Annotated in this window: 2 protein-coding genes, 1 tRNA gene, 3 pseudogenes and 1 other annotated feature; of the genes and pseudogenes, 3 read left to right on the top strand and 3 right to left on the bottom strand. The window is 65.5% G+C overall.

Translation table 11 applies throughout. The features are described from left to right. Positions 1-81: 81 nt before the first annotated feature. Both GOALK_RS09610 and GOALK_RS09600 read left to right on the top strand, forming a co-directional pair. A pseudogene (locus tag GOALK_RS09610) lies at positions 82-1364 on the top strand (IS3 family transposase). Further along, positions 360-488: a sequence feature (AL1L pseudoknot), on the top strand. (Overlaps the previous pseudogene by 129 nt.) Positions 1365-1444: 80 nt before the next feature. Continuing rightward, positions 1445-2063: pseudogene (locus GOALK_RS09600) on the top strand (IS256 family transposase); the annotation flags it as partial. 327 nt (positions 2064-2390) lie between these two features. Here the strand turns inward: GOALK_RS09600 and GOALK_RS09595 are convergent. From GOALK_RS09595 to GOALK_RS09585, 3 genes and pseudogenes are all read right to left on the bottom strand, one after another. Beyond that, a pseudogene (locus tag GOALK_RS09595) lies at positions 2391-3034 on the bottom strand (DUF8020 domain-containing protein). Positions 3035-3269: 235 nt separating this feature from the next. Next, positions 3270-4619, bottom strand: coding sequence for a lipase family protein (locus GOALK_RS09590; RefSeq protein WP_006358610.1), 1350 nt, complete (start codon positions 4617-4619; stop codon positions 3270-3272). A 232-nt stretch (positions 4620-4851) separates the two neighbouring features. After that, positions 4852-4934, bottom strand: a tRNA-Leu gene (locus GOALK_RS09585). Between the two features lie 276 nt (positions 4935-5210). Between GOALK_RS09585 and GOALK_RS09580 the strand changes: the two genes are divergently transcribed. Then, positions 5211-5969: DUF3662 domain-containing protein (locus GOALK_RS09580; RefSeq protein WP_006358609.1), on the top strand; the 759-nt coding region annotated here is incomplete at its 3' end.

Here is a 5969-nt window from a genome sequence, read left to right as displayed (position 1 = left end):
ACTTTGTGCCCGGCGTGCACTGCGGCGATTGAAACGCCCCGGGTTTGTCGGAGGCTCTCGAATCTGTGAAGGATGGAGAGCATGGCAGCAACACGGAAGTACAGCGTTGAGCTGAAGGAGCGGGCGACGCGGATGGCGGTGGAGGCCCGCAAGGACCCAGCCACGCGACCAGGGGCGCTCAAACGGATCGGCGATCAACTCGGTGTGCACCCGGAGGCGCTTCGCACCTGGGTCAAGCAGGCCGAGATCGATGGCGGGGACCGCCCGGGGACCACGACCAGCGAGGCTGAGCGGATCGCGCAGCTGGAACGGGAGAACCGGGAGTTGCGGCGGGCGAACACCATCTTGAAGCAGGCATCAGCTTTCTTTGCGGCGGAGATCGACCGCCCACAGCGTTGATCGTGGAGTTCGTCGCCGCTTTCCGCGACGAACACGGAGTCGATCCGATCTGCGCGGCCCTGCGCGACACGGCCGCCCAGATCGCTCCGTCCACAGTCCGAGCCCATCTGAGCTCTCGACGAGTCGAGGCGCCACGGGTGGTCCGTGACCGCGAGATCCTCGGTGAGATCCGCACCGTGCATGCCGACAATCTCGGCGTCTACGGTGCCCGCAAAGTCCACGCCGAACTACGCAGAAAGGGTATCGGCGTGGCCCGGTGCACCGTCGAGCGGTTGATGAAAGCTGATGGGCTGCAGGGGATAACGAGATCCAAGACGCGGAAGACCACGCACAGCGAGGGGGCCGAAACTCCGCAGCCGGCAGATCGTGTCGAACGGCAGTTCACCGCGGCGGCGCCCAACGCGCTGTGGGTGGCGGACCTGACCTACATCCGCACACACTCGGGGTGGGTGTATGCCGCGTTCATCCTCGACGTCTTCTCAAGGATGGTCGTGGGCTGGCAGGTCTCGACCACCATGCACACCGACCTCGCGCTCGACGCCTTGGATATGGGGTTGTGGGCGCGGTCGCGTGCCGGCCAGGGCGTGGCCGGGCTGATTCACCACTCCGACCGCGGAGTGCGGTATCGAGCCATCCGCTACACCGAACGTCTCGCCGAAGCAGACGCAGTGACTTCTGTTGGCTCCAAGGGTGATTCGTACGACAATGCGATGGCCGAGGCGTTCAACTCGTTGTTCAAGGCCGAGTGTATCCGTAACCCAGTCATGCGCCCTCGCGGTGGCTGGGGCGGTGTCGGCGAGGTCGAGATCGCCGTCGCCGAGTACATCGACTGGTTCAACCACCGCCGCCTGCACGGCGAGATCGGGCACGTCCCACCCGTCGAGTACGAGACCACCTACTGGTCGACCCACACAGTCACCAGCTACCGTGAGAACCCGGTCCCGGCAGTCGCTGGAACCAAGTAAACGAGCCCCCAGCAAACCCGGGGCGATTCAGTGTAAGTGGCCTTACCGCCCTCGGTGTGTCGGGGCAGGAAGGTCGCATCATGACCGACACTCTGGTGGCTGTGGAGCCATCTGATGAACACGATGACGGGATCGTCGAGGTGCCTGCGGACCGCAGCGTCGATGAACTCGAGGTAGCCCGCGAGCTGGTCCGCCAGGCCCGGGAGGCCGGGGTCCGCCTGACCGGTCTGCGATGGGTTGCTCAAAGCGATGACGAAAACGGTGCTCGAGACGGCGCTCGATGAAGAGATGTCGGAGCATCTCGGTTACGACAAGCACGACCAGCGTGGTCGTGGGAGTGGCAACTCGCGCAACGGGTCTCGGTCGAAGAACGTGCTGACTGATGCGTGTGGGCAGGTCGAGATCGATGTCCCCCGGGACCGGGCGGGCACCTTCGAGCCGCAGATCGTGAAGAAGCGCCAACGCCGCTTGACTGATGTGGATGAGGTGGTGTCGTCGTTGTATGCCCGTGGGCTCACCACCGGTGAAATCAGCGCCCATTTCGCCGACATCTACGGTGCTGCGGTTTCCAAAGACACGATCAGCCGGATCGCCGACCGGGTGCTCGAAGAGATGGCCACCTGGCATGCCCGTCCGCTCGAACGCGTCTACGCCGCGGTGTTCATCGACGCCATCCATGTCAAAATCCGCGACGGGCAGTGAGGTGGGCCCTTCGTAGTGGTCCACCTCATTACGGCCCAGGGTTCTCGGTGGCGTTTGACGTCTGCGGCCCGTCCGGGGTGTCGTCTCCCCCCGTGGTGGCGATGACGGTGATCGCGAGCACCGCTGCGGCAGCGACGCGACCCCAAGAGGCTTCCAGCGGCGCTGCGGGACCACTATTTGGGCTAGCTTGTTGACGAGGGTGCGGGGCTGGGTGAGTGCCGAGTCAGGGGGCTCCACCTGACGACGACAGAGATGACTCGAGGACCCCACTCCGCATTTGCGGGATGGGGTCCTCGGTGTGAGAGTTCGAGCAGTCTGGAGAGGCTACTTCTTCTTCGGCGGGGCGTTGAGCAGCTGGATGAAGGGCTGGGCGTTGGCGATGGCCGAGCCGAGTCCGCCGATGGCCGTTCCGCCCAGCGACGCGGCCGAACCCAGCAGGATCGCGCCACCGATGCAGCCTGCGAGGGGGCCTGCTCCGAACAGCAAGGCCACCGGGGCGGAGACCACACCCGCAGCGACGGCGCCGAGCAGACACCCACCGACCAGTCCCGTCGCCGCGCCGAGGAAGCCACCCACACTCGCGGTCAGGCCGATGTTGTCCTTCACGCCGGCGACGGCGGCCTGGAGGTCGACGTTGTGGCGAACCGGGTGGCCAGTGGCGAGGTGTTCACCGTCAACGTGGCCGACCGTCCGTGCACATCGGCATTCACCGGATGGGTGAAGTCGTCGACGGCCAGGGTCAGCGGGATGGAGTCCACGTTGTGCCCGTTGCGGTCACGGAGGATGAGTTGGTCACCGGTCTTGACGAATGAACCGGTGTCGGTGGAGACGACGACGCTCGAGTCGTGCCGATCCACCTTCCACTGGGTACTGACCGGGCCTGCGGTGTCGGCATAGGCGGTGCCGGTGGCCACGCCCATGGACGCGATCACCATCGCTGCGGTGGCGAGGATCTTGTTGAACTTCATCGAGTGTGCTTTCTCTCTGTGCCCCAGCGCTTCCTGGGACCACCTTCGGACCGCATGACCGTAGGAGGCCCAGACGACCACTTCGGCGGACGGCAGCGGTCCGACAGGTGAATAGAATGAGAAATGCATTGCAGAACAAGACGAATCGCGTCATCCGGACGCCACCGAGGTGTCGCGTACCGGTCATTCCGGGCGTCGAGCAAAGTTCCTGGCCGCGCCGGACCTCAGCGAGAGATCACGCGGTCTGTTCCGACGCCGGGTCAGGTCCCGTGTCGTCTGGCGGAACCGCGGCTCGTCCGGTGGACGGGACCGGCTCGCGAGACCCATCCGCCGCGGGGCCACGCAACCTTCGCGTCAACTGTCGCAGTGCCCACGCGGGCGACGGCTGCCCGGCGAGCGTCGTCACCGTGCGGTCGGCCCCCGGATGGCCGGCGAGGCGGTTGGCGAGCCAGGACACGGCCATCGGGCCCGACAGCGGCAGCAGCGAGAGGTGCTCGCTGAGCTGATCCCGGACATATGTGACAGGCACGCCCTGCTCGCGATAGCGGCCGACCAGGCGGTCGACATCGGCGACCGCGATGATCGGATCACGCACCGACTGCACGACGAGCAACGGGATTTCCGGGCGACCCATGCCGAGCTGCACGTCGGTCATCATCTCGACGATCTCGCGCTGAGCGAGGACATCGGCCAGCGGGATGTCGAGGTACCGGTCGATGTCGTGGTTACGGAACCGGCGTACCGCGTGCAGCGTCGGCATCTCGGCGATCTCGTCGAGGTGACGACGTCCGGACTCGGTGGCGTGCTGCCGGACCACCTCATCCAGCTGTGGATAAACCCGACTCAGGCCCGCTATCACCATCACCGGCAGGCCGGCGTGCAGAGTCCCGTTGAGTCTCAGGAGCGCGGAGGCCATGTCACCGACCGGCGATCCGAGCACTGCCCCGACGAGTCGCAGTTCCGGTGCGTACTCCGGCGCCATCTCCGCAGCCCACGACGTCGCCATGCCGCCACCGGAGTAACCCCACAACCCGACCGGGGTGTCGTGGGAAAGTCCGTGATCGGTGAAGGCCAGCGCCGCGCGGATGCCGTCGAGGGTGCGGTATCCAGGCTCTCGCGGAGCTCCCCAGGCGCCGAGCATGCCCTCGTGGTCGGGGATCGACACCGCCCAGCCCTTCGCGAGCGCGCGGCGAACCACGAGGAATTCGAAGGGAGCGATGGTGTGCCCGGATCGAGCGCCCTTCCGCAGCGCATACGACGGGAAGCTCTGCGAGGTGACGGCGTCGATCGCGCACTGGAATGACAGCAGCTGGAAGTGTCCGGCACCCGCTCGTCGCCGCGGCAGTACAACCGTGGTGGCAGCCACCCCTGCGACGCCACGAAGGTCCGACGATCGATACAGCAATTGCCACGCATCGGTGCGGTGCTGTGAGGCCCAGTGATCCTTGAGCTCGACCTGCCGACAGCGGATGATCTCTCCGGGGCCGAGGGCAGCCACATCGGCGGGCTCGTCGTAGAACGGATCGCGGGAAGGAAGCAGCAGGTCAACAGGCTCGTACTGTCCTCGATGAACATCGGCGGTCATCGTCAACCTCGTCTCCCGAACGCTTCCGCGTCCTATACCGGATAGTCAACGGATTCGTCACCCACGGCATTCCGGGTGACCTTCGACTTCCCTTCTACGCGGTCCCGGCAGACCCGCCACTGATCGGCAGGATCACCACCCGCGAGGATGCTGGGTCTGGCGAAGATGGGTTGGCTTGCGCATACGAAAAGAGGCCGGACCGCATTTCCGCGATCCGACCTCGTTCACCGTGTGGGCGAAGGGGGACTTGAACCCCCACGTCCCGAAGGACACTGGCACCTGAAGCCAGCGCGTCTGCCATTCCGCCACTCGCCCGTGGCCGCCGGAGTTCCGGCGGGCATGTCGTCGAACTGAGTTCGTCCGGCGACTGGACGACGATAACAGCACCGCGCCCCTACTACAAAACCCGGGTGTCCGCGGGTATTCGACGGGCTGGTGACCTGCGGCACCGGTGACTGGCCAGACCCATGAGGCAGGTGTTACACACGATGCACCAGTTGTCGCGGTGGCACAGTTGTCCGTTCTTGTCGCTATCATCAAACAAGGCCATATGCACGGCGACACGCTCGAATGCCGCGAAAGGAGGTCTCGGTGGGGATCCTGCAACGAATTGAACGCAAGCTCGAAGGCGCTGTTGACGACGGTTTTGCGCGAGTTTTCGGTGGTCAGGTGGCTCCACAGGAGATCGAGAACGGCCTTCAGCGCGAAGCCGAGGAGTCGCTGGAAGATCTCGGCGACGGTACGGTCCTTGCGGCCAACAGCTACACACTGCTGTTGAGTCCGAGCGATCACGACCACATCGCTGCGGAATACGAACTGAACCGCAAGACTTTCTCGAAGCATTTGGAACACTTCATCAACGACAACGGGTGGCAGACCTACGGCAAGGTCGTCGTAGAGTTCGAGCAATCGCCATCCCTGCACACTGGGATCTTCCGTGCGCGCGGCACGGTGAACCCTGACGTGCGGCCCCGCCCGGTGCCGTCGCGTTCGGGACGACCAGACGGCGCACCATCGAAGGCCCCCCGCCCACCGGCCGGTCTCCCGGCCCCGAATCCTCGCCCGGCCGCACAAGCTCTTCCCGCCGACGCACCCGACCAAGGAGCCCCCAAGATGACTCAGAACCCCGGATACGACCAGCGCAGGGGCGCCGATCCCGAGTACGACCAGCAGGCCTACGAGCAGCAGGGCTACGGCCAGCAGGCGTATGGACAGCAGGGTTACGACCAGTACGGCCAGCAGTCCGGCTACGAGCAGGGTTACGACCAGCAGGCCTACGGTCAGCAGCCCGCCGGCTACGAGCAGCAGGGTTACGGCCAGCAGCCCGGCTACGGACAGGGTTACGGCCAG

It is taken from the genome of Gordonia alkanivorans NBRC 16433, from assembly GCF_000225505.1.
Lineage (GTDB): Bacteria > Actinomycetota > Actinomycetes > Mycobacteriales > Mycobacteriaceae > Gordonia > Gordonia alkanivorans.
Note: the sequence above shows the minus strand (reverse complement) of the source record. Positions and strands in the feature narration are given on the sequence as shown.

Bases quoted from the DNA above. Each gene is read 5' to 3' on its own strand.
- GOALK_RS09590 (WP_006358610.1), bottom strand. From the start codon at position 4,619: ATGACCGCCGATGTTCATCGAGGACAGTACGAGCCTGTTGACCTGCTG.